Annotated in this window: 20 protein-coding genes, 2 tRNA genes and 1 other annotated feature; of the genes, 20 read left to right on the top strand and 2 right to left on the bottom strand. The window is 39.7% G+C overall.

Annotation, left to right across the window (positions count from 1 at the left end; all coding sequences use genetic code 11):
* Positions 1 to 191 precede the first annotated feature (191 nt).
* Positions 192 to 647 carry a YslB family protein gene (locus ACIQXU_RS02415; RefSeq protein WP_402958103.1) on the bottom strand — a complete coding sequence of 152 codons (456 nt, stop codon included), beginning with the start codon at positions 645 to 647 and terminating at the stop codon, positions 192 to 194.
* 373 nt (positions 648 to 1,020) lie between these two features.
* On the opposite strand from ACIQXU_RS02415, the gene ACIQXU_RS02410 reads away from it, so the two are divergent.
* The 14 genes from ACIQXU_RS02410 (at position 1,021) to ACIQXU_RS02345 (ending at position 11,339) form a co-directional block, all read left to right on the top strand.
* Positions 1,021 to 1,629, top strand: a complete 609-nt coding sequence (locus ACIQXU_RS02410; protein ID WP_402986521.1) for a succinate dehydrogenase cytochrome b558 subunit — start codon at positions 1,021 to 1,023, stop codon at positions 1,627 to 1,629.
* A 71-nt stretch (positions 1,630 to 1,700) separates the two neighbouring features.
* A complete protein-coding gene (gene sdhA, locus ACIQXU_RS02405) occupies positions 1,701 to 3,452 on the top strand; it encodes a succinate dehydrogenase flavoprotein subunit (RefSeq protein ID WP_402874559.1) in 1,752 nt (583 codons plus the stop codon).
* 17 nt (positions 3,453 to 3,469) lie between these two features.
* Positions 3,470 to 4,243 (top strand): succinate dehydrogenase iron-sulfur subunit, encoded by a 774-nt coding sequence (gene sdhB / locus ACIQXU_RS02400; protein WP_402874562.1) that lies wholly within the window; start codon positions 3,470 to 3,472, stop codon positions 4,241 to 4,243.
* Positions 4,244 to 4,507: 264 nt separating this feature from the next.
* Entirely contained in the window at positions 4,508 to 5,593 is a 1,086-nt protein-coding gene (locus ACIQXU_RS02395) for a metallophosphoesterase (RefSeq protein ID WP_402986518.1), read from the top strand.
* 184 nt (positions 5,594 to 5,777) lie between these two features.
* A complete protein-coding gene (locus tag ACIQXU_RS02390; protein WP_402874569.1) occupies positions 5,778 to 6,242 on the top strand; it encodes an acyl-CoA thioesterase in 465 nt (154 codons plus the stop codon).
* Between the two features lie 124 nt (positions 6,243 to 6,366).
* A complete protein-coding gene (locus ACIQXU_RS02385) occupies positions 6,367 to 6,591 on the top strand; it encodes a helix-turn-helix domain-containing protein (protein ID WP_402874572.1) in 225 nt (74 codons plus the stop codon).
* 282 nt (positions 6,592 to 6,873) lie between these two features.
* A complete protein-coding gene (gene racE, locus ACIQXU_RS02380) occupies positions 6,874 to 7,677 on the top strand; it encodes a glutamate racemase (RefSeq protein WP_402874574.1) in 804 nt (267 codons plus the stop codon).
* 138 nt (positions 7,678 to 7,815) lie between these two features.
* Positions 7,816 to 8,886, top strand: a complete 1,071-nt coding sequence (locus tag ACIQXU_RS02375) for a GerMN domain-containing protein (protein WP_402986515.1) — start codon at positions 7,816 to 7,818, stop codon at positions 8,884 to 8,886.
* A 133-nt stretch (positions 8,887 to 9,019) separates the two neighbouring features.
* Positions 9,020 to 9,250 (top strand): hypothetical protein, encoded by a 231-nt coding sequence (locus ACIQXU_RS02370; protein WP_402874579.1) that lies wholly within the window; start codon positions 9,020 to 9,022, stop codon positions 9,248 to 9,250.
* Positions 9,250 to 9,861 carry an XTP/dITP diphosphatase gene (locus ACIQXU_RS02365; RefSeq protein ID WP_402986512.1) on the top strand — a complete coding sequence of 204 codons (612 nt, stop codon included), beginning with the start codon at positions 9,250 to 9,252 and terminating at the stop codon, positions 9,859 to 9,861. The genes ACIQXU_RS02370 and ACIQXU_RS02365 overlap by 1 nt, the downstream gene beginning before the upstream one ends.
* A gap of 2 nt (positions 9,862 to 9,863) precedes the next feature.
* Positions 9,864 to 10,376, top strand: a complete 513-nt coding sequence (locus ACIQXU_RS02360) for a metallophosphoesterase family protein (RefSeq protein ID WP_402986509.1) — start codon at positions 9,864 to 9,866, stop codon at positions 10,374 to 10,376.
* 161 nt (positions 10,377 to 10,537) lie between these two features.
* Positions 10,538 to 10,611: transfer RNA gene (locus ACIQXU_RS02355), tRNA-Arg, on the top strand.
* A 155-nt stretch (positions 10,612 to 10,766) separates the two neighbouring features.
* Positions 10,767 to 10,840, top strand: a tRNA-Arg gene (locus ACIQXU_RS02350).
* Between the two features lie 298 nt (positions 10,841 to 11,138).
* Positions 11,139 to 11,339, top strand: coding sequence for a hypothetical protein (locus tag ACIQXU_RS02345; protein ID WP_402874587.1), 201 nt, complete (start codon positions 11,139 to 11,141; stop codon positions 11,337 to 11,339).
* A 72-nt stretch (positions 11,340 to 11,411) separates the two neighbouring features.
* On the opposite strand, the gene ACIQXU_RS02340 is transcribed toward ACIQXU_RS02345, so the two are convergent.
* Positions 11,412 to 11,675 carry a hypothetical protein gene (locus tag ACIQXU_RS02340; RefSeq protein ID WP_402874590.1) on the bottom strand — a complete coding sequence of 88 codons (264 nt, stop codon included), beginning with the start codon at positions 11,673 to 11,675 and terminating at the stop codon, positions 11,412 to 11,414.
* A 322-nt stretch (positions 11,676 to 11,997) separates the two neighbouring features.
* Here ACIQXU_RS02340 and ACIQXU_RS02335 point away from each other — a divergent pair, with 322 nt between their 5' ends.
* From ACIQXU_RS02335 to ilvN, 6 genes are all read left to right on the top strand, one after another.
* Positions 11,998 to 12,276, top strand: a complete 279-nt coding sequence (locus ACIQXU_RS02335; RefSeq protein ID WP_402874593.1) for a 2TM domain-containing protein — start codon at positions 11,998 to 12,000, stop codon at positions 12,274 to 12,276.
* Between the two features lie 164 nt (positions 12,277 to 12,440).
* Complete coding sequence (locus ACIQXU_RS02330) at positions 12,441 to 12,620, top strand: hypothetical protein (RefSeq protein WP_402874596.1); 180 nt, start codon at positions 12,441 to 12,443, stop codon at positions 12,618 to 12,620.
* Between the two features lie 108 nt (positions 12,621 to 12,728).
* Positions 12,729 to 13,088: a YidH family protein gene (locus tag ACIQXU_RS02325; RefSeq protein ID WP_402874599.1), complete on the top strand. Its 360-nt coding sequence runs from the start codon at positions 12,729 to 12,731 to the stop codon at positions 13,086 to 13,088.
* Between the two features lie 209 nt (positions 13,089 to 13,297).
* Entirely contained in the window at positions 13,298 to 13,573 is a 276-nt protein-coding gene (locus ACIQXU_RS02320) for a GNAT family N-acetyltransferase (protein ID WP_402874602.1), read from the top strand.
* 435 nt (positions 13,574 to 14,008) lie between these two features.
* Positions 14,009 to 14,268: a binding site (T-box leader), on the top strand.
* 106 nt (positions 14,269 to 14,374) lie between these two features.
* Positions 14,375 to 16,090 carry an acetolactate synthase large subunit gene (ilvB, locus tag ACIQXU_RS02315; protein WP_402874605.1) on the top strand — a complete coding sequence of 572 codons (1,716 nt, stop codon included), beginning with the start codon at positions 14,375 to 14,377 and terminating at the stop codon, positions 16,088 to 16,090.
* A 3-nt stretch (positions 16,091 to 16,093) separates the two neighbouring features.
* A complete protein-coding gene (gene ilvN / locus ACIQXU_RS02310) occupies positions 16,094 to 16,606 on the top strand; it encodes an acetolactate synthase small subunit (protein ID WP_402874607.1) in 513 nt (170 codons plus the stop codon).
* The last annotated feature ends 14 nt before the right edge of the window (positions 16,607 to 16,620 follow it).

Genomic DNA, 16,620 nt, shown 5'->3' with positions numbered 1-16,620 from the left:
TCTTATTATATAGCCATTAGGAAAAGAAGATTTGGAATTACACACCAATAATTTCTATTTTATGTATCGTATATGCTGTTTTGTGTTATGGATGTGAGTACTAGTTAAAGAATCACTCATGGAAGAAGACCACTTGGAAATAGTCAAACTTGACCTAGGTTCCTTACATTTCAACCATTTTGATGAAGTCGTTAAATGGGATCTTTCGGATCCCAGCAGATGGTGAAGTCGACTTTTTTTGCACGACGTTTGACTTCTTCCGTAGCTTCACTGATGAACCTTTTTTGTAAGGTAAATTGTTCGGCAAGAAACCCTGCTTCAAGTTGAAAATGACTGTCGGGATATAGATCCAGACGACGGGCGACCATTTCTCCTGACAAGGATAACTCCATCTCGGATTTGGAAAGCTTTATGATTTCAAGATGGCCCCAGCCTGCATTATGGAAAAATGCAACCAATTCCTGATCGCCATTCAAAGGGAATTTCCTTGCGAGTTGTTTACCCGCCCAATATAAGATCTGATAAGAATCTTTCCCCAGGATATCGTTCAATAAAGTTTCCCTGATCAGTTCATACCCGAAAGCTGGAACTTGGAATTCATCTGTTTGGATTTCTTCTTCTATAGCTGCAGCAATATTTTTTTTCATGTATTATCGCCTCTTTCTGTAAATCTATTATAAACGTTTTCCTTTTGCGATTTATACAGTTTTTTTTAATATTTCAACAGAAAAATGTAAAAATATGTTAAATTATCTCAATATATTAAAAAAATAGTTAGTTTTTTCATATTACTTGTAAATGAACACCCAAAACCTTATTAATTTATTGATAATATTTATTCTAAAAAAGAGAAATCTTGTATCCGTTTTCTTGACGCACATTGAAGTCAGGAGTAAAATGGACTTGTCACATAATTGTAAGAAAGTATAGAGAGCGGTTTAACTCTATACTTTATTTTCACGCGGAGATAAAAGATAACCATCTTCGTATGAGTTTTGACAAATTAAGGGGGGGCACTTAGTGGCAAAGAATCGTGAGTTTGGGAATCGTAGGCTTCATTCACTTCTAGGGGTATTACCAATCGGTCTATTCCTAATTTTCCATTTATCGGTTAACTTTATGGCAACAAAGGGAGCAGAGACATTTAATGGGGCAGTTCATTTAATCGAATTTACTCCATTGAAAATCGTGGTGGAATGTGTAATTATCTATCTACCATTAATTTTCCATGCTATTTATGGGATTTATATCGCTTTTACGGCAAAGAACAACTTAGGAAGATTCAGTTTCTTCCGTAACTGGATGTTCATGCTACAACGTTTATCAGGAATCATAACTTTGATTTTCCTTGTTTGGCACATCTGGGAAACAAGGGTTCAAGCAGCATTTGGGGCAACAGTAGATTTTGATATGATGGCTGAGATTTTCTCTAATCCATTCATGATCGCGTTCTACATTGTTGGTATTGTTTCTGCTATTTTCCATTTTGCCAATGGATTATGGTCATTCGCAGTAAGTTGGGGACTAACAGTTTCACCTAAATCGCAAAGAGTTATGACATATGTTACTTTGATCATTTTCGTTCTTCTTTCTTATATAGGAATTAGTGCAGTTTTCGCTTTCGTATAAGTAGCAGAAGAAATTAATTATACGTACTAGGAAAAACATAGCTTTTCTAATGGAATAAGGGAGTGACACAATTGGGTAAAGGTAAAATTATTATCGTCGGTGGAGGTCTAGCTGGTTTAATGGCTACGATCAAAGCAGCAGAGTTAGGACAACATGTTGATTTATTCTCATTAGTTCCAGTAAAACGATCTCACTCTGTTTGTGCGCAAGGCGGAATCAACGGGGCAGTAAATACGAAAGGTGAAGGCGATTCTCCATGGCTTCACTTTGATGATACAGTATATGGTGGGGATTTCTTAGCAAATCAACCTCCAGTTAAAGCAATGTGTGATGCAGCACCATCTATTATCCATATGTTTGACCGTATGGGTGTTATGTTTAGCCGTACGCCGGAAGGTCTACTTGATTTCCGCCGTTTTGGTGGAACACAATTTCACCGTACTGCATTTGCTGGTGCAACAACTGGTCAGCAATTACTTTATGCATTGGACGAGCAAGTTCGTCGTTACGAAGTACAAGGCCTTGTAACGAAATATGAAGGCTGGGAATTCCTTGGAGCTGTTATCGATGATGATCAAACAGCACGTGGTATCGTAGCTCAGAACTTGACTTCAATGGAAATTCAATCATTCCCTGGCGACGCAGTCATCATGGCGAGCGGTGGCCCTGGAATCATTTTCGGTAAATCTACTAACTCTATGATCAATACAGGTTCAGCAGCATCTATCGTCTATCAACAAGGTGCACATTATGCGAACGGTGAGTTCATCCAAATTCACCCGACAGCAATCCCTGGTGATGATAAACTTCGCTTAATGAGTGAATCCGCTCGTGGTGAAGGTGGACGTATCTGGACATATAAAGACGGAAAACCATGGTACTTCCTAGAAGAGAAATACCCGGCTTATGGTAATCTGGTACCTCGTGATATTGCAACACGTGAAATTTTCGACGTATGTATTAATATGAAATTGGGTATTAACGGAGAAAACATGGTCTACCTTGACCTTTCACATAAAGATTCACATGAACTAGATGTTAAATTAGGCGGAATCATTGAAATTTATGAGAAATTCGTCGGTGAAGATCCTCATAAAGTGCCAATGAAAATTTTCCCTGCGGTTCACTATTCTATGGGTGGACTTTGGGTAGATTATGACCAAATGACAAACATCAAAGGTCTATTCGCTGCTGGTGAGTGTGATTATTCACAACATGGTGGTAACCGTTTAGGTGCGAACTCACTTCTTTCAGCCATTTATGGTGGTTCTGTGGCTGGTCCGAATGCTGTTAAATACATTCAAGGACTTGATAAAACATCAGATTCTCTTCCTTCTTCATTATATGAAGGCTACCAAAAACAAGAACAAGAGAAATGGAATTCTATCATGTCTCTTAATGGTAATGAAAACGCATATATCCTTCACAAAGAACTTGGTGAATGGATGACAAACAATGTTACTGTAGTTCGTTACAATGACAAACTTAAAGAAACAGACAATAAAATTCTTGAGTTGATGGAACGTTACAAAAAAATCAACATCAATGACACGGCTAAATGGAGCAATCAAGGTGCTGCCTTTACTAGACAGCTTCAAAACATGATGCAATTGGCCCGTGTAATCACAATCGGTGCTCTTAACCGTGATGAAAGCCGTGGAGCGCATTACAAACCTGACTTCCCAGAACGTAATGATGAAAAGTTCATGAAAACAACAATGGCTACATTCCAAGGAGCAGACAAAGCTCCTGCATTCCATTATGAAGATGTTGATGTATCACTGATTGCACCACGTAAACGTGATTACACGACTACACATTAAAGAGGGGGAGCATAAAAATGGTTGAAACTAAATCTGAGACTAAAACAGTTCGTTTTATTATTACTCGCCAAGATACACCGGATTCAGCTCCTTATGATGAGGAATTTGAATTAGCATACCGTCCGAATATGAACGTCATTTCCGCTTTGATGGAAATTCGTCGTAATCCGGTAACGGTAGAAGGTAAACATACAACTGCAATCGCATGGGACATGAACTGTCTTGAAGAAGTTTGTGGTGCCTGTTCAATGGTCATCAATGGTAAGCCAAGACAATCTTGTACAGCCCTTATTGACCAGTTAGAACAGCCTGTACGTCTTGCTCCAATGCGTACTTTCCCGGTTGTGCGTGACCTTCAAGTCGATCGTAGCCGTATGTTCGATTCATTGAAAAAGGTAAAAGCTTGGATTCCAATTGATGGTACGTATAATCTTGGACCAGGACCACGTATGCCAGAAAAGAAACGTCAATGGGCATATGAATTATCTAAATGTATGACTTGTGGCGTATGTTTGGAAGCTTGTCCGAACGTAAATGACAACTCCAACTTCATGGGACCACAACCATTATCACAAGTTCGTTTATTCAATGCACATCCAACTGGTGCAATGAACAAAGCAGAACGTTTAAACACAATCATGTCAGATGGCGGCCTTGCAAACTGCGGTAACTCACAAAACTGTGTGCAGTCTTGCCCTAAAGGTATTCCATTGACAACATCGATTGCAGCGTTAAACCGTGATACAGCGATTCAACAATTCCGTAACTTCTTCGGAAGCGACGAAGTTTAATAAGTAGTAACCCCCTATCCTTTGGATAGGGGGTTTTTTTATATTAGCTCTACAAAAAATACTCATCAATTTTAAAGAATAAGCCTGTATTTATTAGAAGCGGAAGATGAATATAGGTGAAGTGGGGTTAAGTAAATTTCCCTCTGGGGTATCTTACCTGAAGAATACATTTCAATATAATAGCTCTGTCTTATAAGTTTCAAATAATAAGCAGTATTTTTTCCGTTTTCAAGGAGATTCTACCTTTATAGGAGGGTCAGAAGTATGAAAAACGGCTCTGTTCAAAAAATTTCTTTCTTTTTAGTTATATTTAGCTTGGTGTTTATAAGTGCTTTTCTCCTTTTAGGCAATGCAAAAGCTACGGTCTTGTTGGAAATGGTGGAAGATCCAAAAGGAGGTAGTGAAGTAGATGCTTCTTCTAAATCTGAAAATAAGGAACTCGACTTGACAGTTTTATACACGAACGATACTCACGCTCACCTAAAAGATATTCCACGAAGGTTTACAGCAATCAATAAAATAAGGAATGTAAAAGAAAATGTCCTTTTACTCGATGCGGGAGATGTTTTTACAGGCTCTCTTTACTTTAAGCAATATCTTGGTCAAGCAGATATACAGTTTATGAATAAAATCGGATATGATGCAATGGTACTCGGTAATCATGAATTTGATAAGTCATCGGTCATACTAAGGGACTTTATAAAAGCTGCAGAATTTCCTATTGTTGGTGCTAATATTGATTTTTCTAAAGATGAAGAATTAAAAGATCTGTCTCGAATAGAAATCGATACAACAGGCTGGAAGGGTACTATTCATCCTTCAGTAGTCAAGAAAATCAAAGGGCAGAGAGTGGGGATTATTGGTCTTACGACGCAGAGGACGACCCTTTTATCAAATCCTAATAAGGATATCGTGTTTGAAGATGCTTTCAAGAAAGCGAAAGAAACAATTAACGCACTTGAAGCTAAGGGAGTTAATAAAATCATTGTCCTTTCACATCTTGGTTACAGCAACGATAAAAAGTTAGCTAATACAGTTGACGGAATAGATGTTATTGTTGGTAGTCATTCACATCATAAACTGAAAGAACCTGACGTCATTAATCAAAAAAAGAAACCGACCCTAATAGTACAAGCGGGTAGGTATGGGAGATTTCTTGGCCAGTTGGATGTTACGTTTGATGATAAGGGGAAATTGACAATGTGGAACGGAAAACTCCTTGATATAACGGATAAAAATGAAAAGGGAGAATTTATTTATAAAGAAGATAAGTGGGCCAAGTATTTTCTTGAAGAGCTTAGCGTGCCAATCAAGGAAATAAAAAAGAAAAAAAGGGTTCATGAAAAATAAGGTACTAGATAATGTGGGATTGTTTATTACTCTCTATATAAGTAAGTCAAAAAAGGAAGGAGTTATTTCTTCCTTTTTAATTAATTTTCTGAAGTAAATTAATTATAGATAGAAATATCTTCCCATTTTTTCTTTTTTCTTATAAAATGAATGAATAGTCATTCATTAAGGAGGAGTTCTCACAGTGAGTAGAATATCATATATCGATAATATAAAAGAGTGGAGCAATGGATTTTCTTTTAAGCATGAGATTAAAGTCCGTTTTTCAGAAACTGACATGTTCGGACACCTCAATAATACGGTTCCATTCACTTACTTTGAAGAGGCACGGATCGAGTATTTCAATAGTATGGGTTTCATGGTGGACTGGTCTTCGGCAGAAAGTGATGAAATTCCGGTTGTTGCCGATTTACAATGTGATTATATTCAGCAGGTGTTTTTTAACGAACAACTGACAATCCATGTAAAAGCGGCCCACGTGGGCAACTCATCGGTGGATATTCATTATATGGGAACGAAAGAGGATGGGACGATTTGCCTCACTGGCAGGGGAACGGTCGTCCAAGTATCGAAAACGACCGGGAAGCCGGTGCCACTGGCTGAAGAAATGAAAAAGTGGATGTCAAAAACAAGTGTCAAACAACTTTAAAAGTAAAATTTCAATTAGACAAGTAAATGAGTCACTCCCTTGCCCTAGCCGACATACTATATCTTGACTAAATAGACACCCACTCCGGGTTTTATGCTGGTGAAGGCAAGGAGGGTAACATTACTTGAAGGAGAACGAATTCACTCATAAGCCACTACTCACCAAAAGAGAAAAAGAAGTATTTGAGTTACTAGTACAAGACAAAACAACAAAAGATATCGCAGGTGAATTGTTTATTAGCGAAAAAACAGTTCGAAACCACATTTCGAATGCGATGCAGAAGCTTGGAGTCAAAGGACGTTCACAGGCAGTTATAGAGCTCCTTCGTATGGGAGAACTTAAGCTCTAATGTGTTGCTTTATTAATACGTAAGCCTTATATATCTATACTCTCCCGTTCATTTGCAGCATATAAGGAAGGGTGAAACATTTCCATGTTTCCACTTCCTTGGATGCTGCTTATTTTTATGAAGAGATTTTCTCGGGCTCAGAAAACTTCTGTCTTGAAATTTATTTCACTTTCTCCCAAAATGGTAGTATGATAAGTTTCATGAAGTAAGCGAGAAGCTTAGGTATAGGGTTCCTTCATAGAGAATATCATCATGAAATGAAAGAAAAATGAGGCGAGATTTTTGAAACAACCAATTGGAATTATTGATTCGGGTGTCGGTGGCTTGACTGTGGCTAAAGAAGTCATGCGCCAGTTACCGAATGAAAATATAATATACTTAGGCGATACGGCCAGATGCCCGTATGGACCAAGGTCGAAAAAGGATGTCAAAAACTTCACATGGCAGATGACCCGGTTCCTGATGAAACAGGATATCAAAATGCTTATCATAGCCTGTAATACAGCAACTGCAGCGGTGCTGGATGAAATCAGGGCGATTCTTCCGATTCCTGTACTCGGTGTCATCCTTCCTGGGGCAAGGGCAGCTTTAAAGGTTTCTAATTCCCTACATATTGGTGTGATTGGCACAGAGGGAACGGTGAAGAGCAAAGCCTATGACGATGCACTCGTTTCCATAAACTCGGGTGTGGAAGTAGATAGTTTAGCCTGTCCAAAATTTGTCCCGATTGTGGAAAGCGGGGAATTTCAGGGGGAAATCGTCGAGAGGGTCGTGGCGCAAACGTTGAAGCCGTTAAAGAAAATAAACATTGATACGCTCATTCTCGGTTGTACCCACTATCCTCATTTAGGACCCGTGATTTCGAAATTCATGGGGGATAAGGTACAAGTCATTTCCTCAGGGGAAGAGACGGCCCGTGAAGCGAGTGTCATTTTGGATTACTACCGACTAAGCAATAGAAGCAAAAGGGTTCCTGTACACCGTTTCTATACAACGGGTTCTAAAGATATATTTGGTGCAATCGCATCGAGTTGGCTTGGCATAGAAATTGATACGATAGAGACCATCAAGATCGACCATCTTTAAGACTTCCCTATGGAGGTCTTTTTGGTTTGGGTGAATGGGCGGGTGGCGGTAGTTGCCTAAAGAGAAAGGAAAATAACTGTTCTATTTTTGCCTAGGGCTCGTATAAATAGGAGTACAAACTGTCCTAGGAGTGATTTTATGTCCAATAAATCAAAAGTAACAGCAGCAGTGACAATCCTGGCTTCTTCTCTTTTTCTTTCTGGCTGTGGCTTGTTCGGAGCGGGCGAGAAAACGGAAATCGATCCCCCTAAGGATGTTTCTTTAGTGGAGGATGAATCTTCATTGGAAGAGCCGAAAGGGGAGCAACAGCCTGTAGATGAAGGAGAAAAGGCGTCAACTGAAAGTACAGTTAAGACCGAGCTTTATTTAATTGATAAAAGTGGATATGTAGTTCCGCAAACAATGGAGCTTCCTAAATCCGAAGCGGTCGCAAAACAGGCATTGGACTATTTAGTGAATAATGGACCTGTCACAGATAAGCTGCCAAATGGGTTCCGCGCAGTGATTCCGGCAGATACGTCGATAAGTGTAAACATAAAGGAAGGTGTGGCTGTTGCCGATTTTTCACCAGAGTTTAAAAACTATCAAAAAGAGGACGAACTCAAGATCCTGCAAGCCATCACCTGGACATTGACCCAATTTGATTCGGTCGATAAAATCCAATTGAGGATCAATGGAGAAGATATATCGGAAATGCCGGTAAATGGTACGCCAATCGATGATAATATCTCCCGTGCTTCAGGAATCAATGTTGATGCAAGTGATGTGGTCGATATCTCTAACTCGAAAGCTGTGACGGTCTATTACATCGGTGGGAACGAGGAGTATTCTTATTATGTACCAGTGACGCGCAGGGTCAGTGAAAAGGAGTCGGATAACGTGACAGCGGCCATTCAGGAATTAACGAAGGGGCCAGCGGGTTCTAACTTGCAAACGAGCTTCATGAGTGACGTAGCGTTGCTTGATCAGCCTAAGGTTGCGGATGGTAAGGTCGTCCTGAATTTCAATGAAAATATACTTGGAAGCTTCAAGGAGAAAAAGGTTTCCCAGGATGTGCTTGATGCCCTGGTTTTATCACTAACGGAGCAAAAAGGAATTGAAAGCGTGGAAGTTCATGTTAAGGGGAGTGCAAATCTTCTAAATGAAGAAGGTAAGCCATTATCGGAACCAGTAATCCGTCCAGAAAAGGTGAACACAGGTAGTTTTTAAAAGAAATGATTTATTACTTATAAAAAATGGGGGCAGGCGTTCAGCTGCCTCTTATTCTATTTTTCAAAATAAAAAGGATTTATTTCTAAAAAGCAACCTCATAAGTTTCCGGATTATTGACGAAGCTGAATTTATGATAAAATTAACTTATCAAATAAAGTTCGATCTTCCTTGTGGTCATCAAGCTGTCCCGACAGGAAGCGGAGAACGAAGTGAACTACGAGTGAGGAACATACTTAATATTTACATAAGACAAGCACCCAATTTACTTGTTCGAACGATGAATAAGTCCATATCGTACTCGGAAGTCAAAGGGGCAAGAGGGAACTCAGTGAAGATAAACGAAAAGGATGAGATGAATTGATGAAAACCGTGATTATTGCGACGAAGAATAAAGGAAAAGCCAACGAATTCAAGAACATGTTTGCAGCAAAAGGTTATGAAGTCCAGACTCTCCTCGACCTGCCGGATGCACCGGATGTCGAGGAAACTGGAACGACGTTCGAAGAGAATGCAATTCTTAAAGCGGAAGCGATTGCCCATAAGGTAGGCCACTTTGTCCTCGCAGACGACTCGGGGCTGATCGTAGATGCGTTAGACGGCCGACCTGGCGTATATTCTGCCCGTTATGCCGGTGAAGATAAGGTTGATGAAGCGAACACGGAAAAAGTATTGAGGGAACTAGAGGGTGTACCAGAGGAGGAAAGAACGGCTAGGTTCTATTGCGCATTGGCATTGGCCTCTCCCAATCAAGAAACGATAACGGTTTCAGGTACGATGGAAGGTTTCATTACGAAGCAACCGATAGGAACCAATGGATTTGGCTATGACCCAATCTTTTTTGTGAAAGAACAGGGCAAAACTAATGCTGAATTGACAAAAGAAGAAAAAAATAATATCAGTCACCGTGCAAACGCATTGAAAGCGTTGGATGAGAAATTGGAAGAATTCCTTAAACGGGAAGAAGGAATGTGATCATGAAGGTCCTGATAATGAGTGATAGCCACGGGCTTACTCATGAAATAAGCATGATCACCGCTCGTCATAAACAAGAAGTCACAGCGATGATACATTGTGGAGATTCGGAACTTAAAAGCAAGGATCCACTTTTGAGAGGGTATTTAGCGGTACGTGGGAACTGTGACCATGATCATGCCTTTCCTAACGAGCTCATTCAAGACATTGCTGGCAAACGCTTCTTCATTACCCATGGACATCTGTATAATATTAAGATGACACTGATGAACTTATCATATAAAAGTGAAGAATCCGGTGCTGATATCGTTTGTTTTGGGCATTCTCACGCAGCGGGATCTGAACGAATCGATGGAAGGTTATTCATCAATCCTGGCAGTATTCGCCAGCCTCGGGGGCGAAAAGAAAAAACGTATGTAATTTTGTCTATTGAAGAAAACGTACTTGAAATCACGTATTACGATCTTGAAGGAAACACGGTCGAGGAACTAAATAAAGCTTATAAAACCAACTGACTTAAGGTATAATGAACAGGAAGCATTCTGTGCTTCCTGTCTGCAAAAAAAAATATTAAAACCATTGACTTTCTTTTAATATGCTAATATAATAAGAATTGTCCTAAGGGATCTTAAGTAAGGTTAATACATAAGTGTTACCGCAACTTATATCATAAAATGTCTCAGTAGCTCAGCTGGATAGAGCAACGCCCTTCTAAGGCGTCGGTCGGGAGTTCGAATCTCTCCTGGGACACTACCAAACAGTCAAATCCTTTTAGGGTTTGTCTGTTTTTTTATTGAATATAAATCTTCTGGTGAAAATAAAAAAATGTTGACTTTCTTATTATATTTCACTATAATAAGAGTTGTCTTAAACGACTAATATTTTCATACATACGTGTACACAATGTCTCAGTAGCTCAGCTGGATAGAGCAACGCCCTTCTAAGGCGTCGGTCGGGAGTTCGAATCTCTCCTGGGACACTATCAAAAACAGCCAAGACCTTTTGAAGGGTTTGGTTGTTTTTTCGTTATATAAAGGTTTGTCATGGCATTTTATAATGATATGTTTGTTTCCCCTATCATTATTCCCATAGGATTCAAGAGGGGAACATTTCACTAGAGGATATGGATGAAGAATACTGTTGATCATGGAGACAATGATTTGAGGCCATAGATCTATTGCCTTTTAGTTTCTTTTCTAACTTGTTTATATTTCTATTTTTAGAGAAGGTGGATTCTCTTTTATGTCGAACTGTATAAGAATAAGGGAGATGTTTAGATGAATAAAGATAGCTTATTTAAATTCATTCAAACTTCCACGCGGGGGAATTTCTTTTCAGTAGAGATAGCCCAAGATGGAACCAAAGTAGTTCAAATGGCCAAGGAGTTAGAACAAGAAGGCAGAATCAAACTAAGAGAGTGTAAGTCGCAAAATCAAGGCGTTTACCTTGAAGGCATCCTTAAATTCATTCCTAGTTAATACCATCGGTTCAGTTAGGAAGAGGAAAAAAGCATCCAACGAGTTGGATGCTTTTTTCTGTGTCTGATTCATTCAATTCTTATTTAACGTTTCGCGGTTTTTATTGATGATTTCACGGTTTTTGATTATGGCGGTATTTATTTCTTCAAGCGGTGTTCGGATGACATCTTGTTCATTTTCAAATGGTGTGAGATTAGATTGATCTTTCAATAATATATCAATGGTATCGCGTAACTGAAGCATTGATATATTGAATTTTTCCGAAACGCCTTGTAGGGCTTTATGTATTTCAGGGTTCTGGATAGAAGAAACAACCTTTCCGGAATCAGAGTTCAATAATATATCCTCCTCTAAAGCTTGATGTGAATATACATAGCTTATTATTGAGATATGGTAATTATACATGGAAGACATGTTTTTTTCATGGGGAATTAAACTCAATTTGGATTTCATGCAGAATAAAATATTATAGGAGGATATTATTAGGCCAGCTGCTAATTTCATCAAGAGGGTGTGAAAGGGATGAAATCCTTTCTTGAGTGAGTAACGGGAAGGCGTCGGTTATATAGATCTGATTTCAATAATGGTAAATAAAGTAAATTAAAAGTATAATGAAAAAGTGAGTTTGAGTTTGAGTTTTGATGAAGGAGGCGTAGCGATGGAAAAGGATGAAAGCTATTTGAAAGCAAAAAAAAGGGTGGAGAAATTAAAGGGTTTTTATATCCATTTAATCGTTTACATCTTGGTGAATCTTTTGCTTATAATGATAAACTTATTGACCGATGCTAGTTATTTGTGGTTTCTCTATCCCCTTGGCGGCTGGGGAATCGGAATCCTTATACATGGTTTAACAACGTTTGCGAGCGGGAACTTCGGGTCGCAATGGGAAGAAAGAAAAATTAAAGAATATATGAAAAAAGATAATAAGGACCTTTAATAAATACTTGTAACTAAGGAGGCTATATTGGCTTCTTTATTTAATTTGGCTCGATAATAAAAGTTGAAACTTTGACTTTATCAAGATTTTGGACCATTTGTCTTTTGAATATAGTAAAATGGAGGCTAAGAGCTTAATAAATAATCATTTTATAGGAGTTGCTCATGAAACAGTTTGGTTGGTTTGTAACGGGAATAGGGGTTTTGATCGCATTGTTTGCCCTGCTTTATCCCTTGAATGTTATCAGTAAAACAGTTTGCATATATTTACTGCTCGGAGGATCGGGTCTTATGTTCGTTGGATCTATGTTTAGGGCCTTTTCCCTTCTTAAGAGAAGCGAATAATGACCGGTTGGGTTGATATAGTGGGGTGACTCTATGTACAATTGGGGAGTCTCCTAAATATCAGCCTTTTTTTTAGGGGAGATTTTTTAAAAAATTAGGTGATGAAAAATGGACAAGAACCAATTGAAATATGCACAACAGCATTTGGCCAATGAACGAACCTTTTTGGCGTGGATCCGAACCGTGATTGCAATTGTGGGGGTGGGCTTTCTAACAACAAGTTTGCATTTTACGATAGGTGTGTACCGAGATGCCCGAATCGATTTAATCAGTATCGTGCTTGGGATGTTCACCTGCTTTTTGGGTCTAGTGATCACCATATTGGCAACGGTTAGTTATCTTCAGAAGAAGAAGCAAATTAATGAGGAGACCTTCAAGCCTTCCTCGGCCCAAGTCATTCTCATTGCAGTCTTTATGCTCATCTTACTATTGATGGTCATTTTATATTTTCTTTTTATCAAACTATAACCATTTGTCCCTATTTGTTAGGGCTTTTTTTTATGGGGTGTTGCGGGTTATTTTCTTTACGAAAACTTTTTTCTGTTTACAATCCTCTAGTATAGGTTAGAAGTAAGGGGAGGGCTCACTCAGATTTATAAAGTCTATGTGAATTCCAATTATTTGTTTAGTAACCAGATTATGATATATGATAAGGGATATAAAAGGAGGTCATCAAGATGGTAGATATCCAAAAAGGTGAAGGGTCATTTTTTGTCAAGGACTCTGGTGAAAAGCTGGCTGAAATTACGTTCTTTAAATCAGGTGATCACGAAATCACGGTGGATCATACGGTTGTATCCGACAAACTACGCGGACAGAAGGTTGGGAATGCGCTTGTTGAAAAAGTGATTGAACTAGCGCGTAATGAAAATCTTAAAATCGTTCCGGAATGTACATTCGTTCAAAAGCAATTTGAAAAAAATGAAGCATATGAAGATGTATTGGCTAAGTAACGATATAGGGCTGGACTCTAGGAAAAGGAATGGATTACCATTCCTTTTCCTGTGTATTCAGCCTTTTCCCTTTGTTTTTTATAAAGTGTCTGGGGGAGGGGGCCAAGGGGACACCACTTCTTGTAATTACCAATAAAATGCAGAAACAGCCTTTCAAAATAAACATCGGTTGCAGGCAAATTGGATGTTTGGTAAGAATATGGAATGCATTATGCTTTAGTTTGTATCTTTTTTCATTATTTTCAAACTAAAAAAATATTTTTTTAAAATGTGAAAATAGGATAATGGTAGGGATGAAAGCGCATACAATAAAACTTATAATTTAGAATTGTCTAAAAATTCATTGAATACCTGTTGACTACACTCCAAAATGCGAGTAAGATAATCTCAAATACAAGACATCAAACATTAGCGTTTCAAAAAAATATGAATAATGAGAAAACATTGAAAAGGATAAGTAGTCTTTTTTCAAGACATTCACAGAGAGCCGGGTTGCTGAGAACCGGTATTGTCCCAAAAGATGAACTCACCTTGGAGTTTCAGCTTGAACGTTATACTAGTAGGGCTGAACGGGTGCGTACCAGTACCCGTTACCAAAACAGAGAATAGTTGTATACTATTCAAAGTGCGCATGGAAGTTCATGCGAAAAAGGGTGGTACCGTGGAGCGGCTGATTAAGTCTTTTCACCCCTTTAACTTGCTAAGTGCAAGTACATTTGGGGTGAAAAGGCTTTTTTGTATGCCTAAAAATCCGAATATTATGAATTTAATCGAGTGAGAAAGCGGAGGAGGTCTTTACGAATGACACAAAAAGCAGTAGTGGCTGATCGAAAAAGTGGAAAGACACATTATAGTGGTGCCGAATTTTTGATGGAAGCATTGAAAAAGGAAAATGTTGAAGTCATCTTTGGGTACCCTGGTGGTTCTGTATTGCCGATATATGACAAGCTTTATAGTTCAAAGCTTTTTCATATCTTGACACGACATGAGCAGGGTGCAATCCACGCAGCAGAAGGGTACGCCAGGATTACTGGCAAACCGGGAGTGGTCATCGTCACGTCCGGTCCTGGAGCAACGAACATTGTAACCGGCCTAGCGGACGCAATGATTGATTCTCTTCCACTTGTTGTTATTTCGGGTCAGGTAGCTACTAGCGTAATTGGTTCGGATGCCTTTCAGGAGGCAGATGTACTCGGAATTACAACCCCAATTACAAAACATAACTATCAAGTGAGAAAGCCGGAAGACCTCCCACGTATCATCAAAGAAGCATTTTATATCGCTTCAAGCGGACGACCGGGACCTGTTTTAATAGATATTCCTAAAGACATGGCAATCTTGGAAGGGGTAGCGACGGAAGAGGATCCAGTGATGGACCTGCCAGGCTATCAGCCAACGACAAAGCCGAATTACTTGCAAATAAGAAAGCTTGTTGAAGCGGTAAGTGGTGCGAAAAGGCCCGTCATCCTTGCTGGAGCAGGTGTCCTTCATGCAAAGGCATCTCATCTCTTGAAGGAATATGCCGAACAACAAGGCATACCAGTAGTTCACACCCTCCTTGGCCTTGGCGGTTTCCCAGCCGAGCATCCGCAATTTATTGGAATGGGTGGCATGCATGGTAGTTTTGCGGCAAACATGGCGTTATCGAAATGTGATCTGTTGATTAATGTGGGGGCAAGGTTCGATGATCGCTTGACCGGAAACTTAGCCAAATTTGCACAATATGCAACTGTTGCCCATATCGATATTGATCCAGCGGAAATCGGAAAGAATGTACCAACCAAGATTCCTGTAGTCGGCAGCGCGAAAGAAGCTTTAACGGAGTTGATTGCCCAAAGTGGTAAAAAGCCTGACATTACGGAATGGACTGAACAGTTGAATGAGTGGAATGCAGAATTCCCATTACGTTATACCCAAGAAGAAGGGGTGCTGAAACCTCAACGTGTCATTCAAATGCTCCATGAAAAAACGAAGGGGGAAGCCATTGTCACGACGGATGTTGGTCAGCATCAAATGTGGGCGGCCCAGTACTATCCATTTAACAAGCCTAATTCATGGGTCACATCCGGTGGCCTAGGTACGATGGGCTTTGGCTTACCGTCCGCACTTGGAGCACAAATGGCCAATCCAAAAGCGACAGTTCTTTCGATATCTGGCGATGGTGGTTTTCAGATGTGCCTTCAAGAACTTTCGGTCATTGCGGAAATGAATCTGCCGATTAAGATCATCATCATTAATAACGGTGCGCTTGGAATGGTAAGGCAATGGCAGGAACTCTTCCATGACAATCGCTTTTCACACAGTGTTTTCCAGTCTCAACCCAATTTCGTTAAATTGGCTGAAGCATATGGAATTCCAGGGTTTAAAGCGACTACCGAGGAAGAAGCCAATGCATGCCTCGATGAAGCATTCACGATAGATGGACCGGTTTTGATCGATTTCCGTGTCAAACAAATGGAAAATGTCTTTCCGATGGTAGCATCAGGAAAAGGGCTGGATGAAATGGAAGGAGTTTAAGCAATGAGGGGAATTCTTAGCCTTACCGTGAACAATAGACCAGGCGTCCTTAACCGGATCACGAACCTGTTCACGAAAAGGAATTATAACATTGAAAGCATGACAGTCGGGCAATCCGAGCAGGAGGGCATTTCAAGGATGACCTTCGTGGTCGATGTTGATGACGAAACGGTCATTGAGCAAATCACAAAGCAATTAAATAAGCAGATAGAAGTGCTTAAAGTGATTGATATCACGAATCAATCGATTGTAGCCAGGGAACTGGCGCTCATCAAGATATTGGTGACAAGCCAGACCCGACCTGAAATCTATTCGGTAATTGAGCCTTTCCGGGCCTCTGTTATAGATGTAAGTAAAGATAGCCTGACGGTTCAAATCACTGGGGAATCAGACAAAATCGAAGCCTTCATTGAACTGATCAAACCGTATGGCATCAAAGAGTTGGCAAGAACCGGGACGGCGGCCTTCCCTCGCGGAATGCAGTTGTCACATGCAAAAAGCGCAACAATCGTATAAAAACAACCAAAAAA

The sequence above is a fragment of the Peribacillus sp. NPDC097284 genome (genome assembly GCF_044761765.1).
Lineage (GTDB): Bacteria > Bacillota > Bacilli > Bacillales > DSM-1321 > Peribacillus.
The sequence above is the reverse complement of the archived record's forward strand: the minus strand, read 5'-3'. Positions and strand labels throughout refer to the sequence as shown.